Below are 1,231 nucleotides of genomic sequence, written 5' to 3'. Positions count from 1 at the left end.
GGTCAGGACGCCGCCGGGCCGGGGGTCGGTGGCCGGTGTTCGTCCTGGGCCGCGTAGACCGCGAGGAAGGCGGCGAGTGCGCGGGTGCCGCCGCCGGGTCTGAGGCCGGTGACCGGGATGCACTGCCCCAGGCCCTGTGCCAGCGCGCTGTGCGCCCGCAGGGCGCGGGCCGCCAGTTCACCGGCCCGCGGGCACCCGGCACTCGCCCTGTCACCGGAACCGGAACCGGAACCAGGGCCGGAGTCGGAGTCGGGGCCGGAGTCGGGGCCGGAGTCGGGGCGGGGGGCCGCGGAGGTCATGGGGAGGGCCTCGGTCCAGGCCCGGGAGACCAGTTCGGCGCTGTGCGCGTGCCGTCGGGGGGTGGGCGGGGCGGCGCTCATCGGCTGTCCTTCGCTGGTGGTCTCCCGCCTCGGCGGCGGACGGGGTCAGGCCCGGTCAGGCCCGGTCAGTCCTGGGTGTCGCCGCTGATGTGGCGCTGGACGAAGTCGTGGGCCAGGTCGCCGAACCGTGCGCCGAAGGGGATGGAGCGCTGTGCCGTCTGCGGGAAGGCCACGCCCGCCCACACCCGGCTGGCGGCGCAGTCGTTCTCGAAGTCGGTCCAGGTCTCCCAGCGCAGTTCGAGGTCGCCGGCGGGCACCAGGCCCGGCTCTGTCTGTGCCGTGCCGGCCGGGAAGGCGTGCGTCCAGTCCAGGATGTCGTCGCCCAGGAAGCGCCGGGCCGCCTGCGCCTGGGCGGAGCACAGGGCGGTGAAGGCGGAGGGGTACTCGGGGTGGCTGCCCGGGGGCAGGTAGCTCTCCCACTGGTCGGCGGGCAGGTCGGTGACGGTCCCGTGGCCCGGGCCGCCCCAGGCGGTCACCGCGCTCGTGCCGTGCACGTGGCGGACCGCGCTGAAGGGCCGTACCGCGTCGTGGGCGTGTTTGTGGTGCCAGACGGCGATCAGGTTGTCGAAGCGGGCCAGGGCGGTGGTCAGGAAGAGGTGGGCCCAGCCGTCCAGGTCCAGGTCGTGGGCCAGGGCGGCGGCGCGCGGGGCCCAGGTGAGGGAGACCGGTGAGTGCTCGAAGAACTCCGCCTTGACCTTCTGCTCGTCGCTCAGGCCGGCCGACGCCTCCAGGACCTCCTCCACCGCGCGCCGGTAGGCGCCGGGGTCGGCCGGGTCGAGGTGGGCGGGCGGGTCGAGGGGGAAGGCGGCGGGGTCCTTGTAGGTGAAGGGGGTGACCAGCCGCAGCTGCGG

1 protein-coding gene and 1 pseudogene are annotated in these 1,231 nt (G+C 75.5%); both read right to left on the bottom strand.

Annotation, left to right across the window (positions count from 1 at the left end; all coding sequences use genetic code 11):
• Positions 1 to 2: 2 nt before the first annotated feature.
• Positions 3 to 380: a hypothetical protein gene (locus tag JHN63_RS51160; RefSeq protein WP_200691954.1), complete on the bottom strand. Its 378-nt coding sequence runs from the start codon at positions 378 to 380 to the stop codon at positions 3 to 5.
• Positions 381 to 445: 65 nt separating this feature from the next.
• A pseudogene (locus JHN63_RS51155) lies at positions 446 to 1,231 on the bottom strand (hypothetical protein); the annotation flags it as partial.

Origin of the sequence: Streptomyces sp. MBT65, assembly GCF_016612545.1 — a bacterium.
Classification (GTDB): domain Bacteria; phylum Actinomycetota; class Actinomycetes; order Streptomycetales; family Streptomycetaceae; genus Streptomyces.
Note: the sequence above shows the minus strand (reverse complement) of the source record. Positions and strands in the feature narration are given on the sequence as shown.

Coding starts and splice junctions, on each gene's coding strand:
- JHN63_RS51160 (WP_200691954.1), bottom strand. CDS start 380: ATGAGCGCCGCCCCGCCCACCCCCCGACGGCACGCGCACAGCGCCGAA.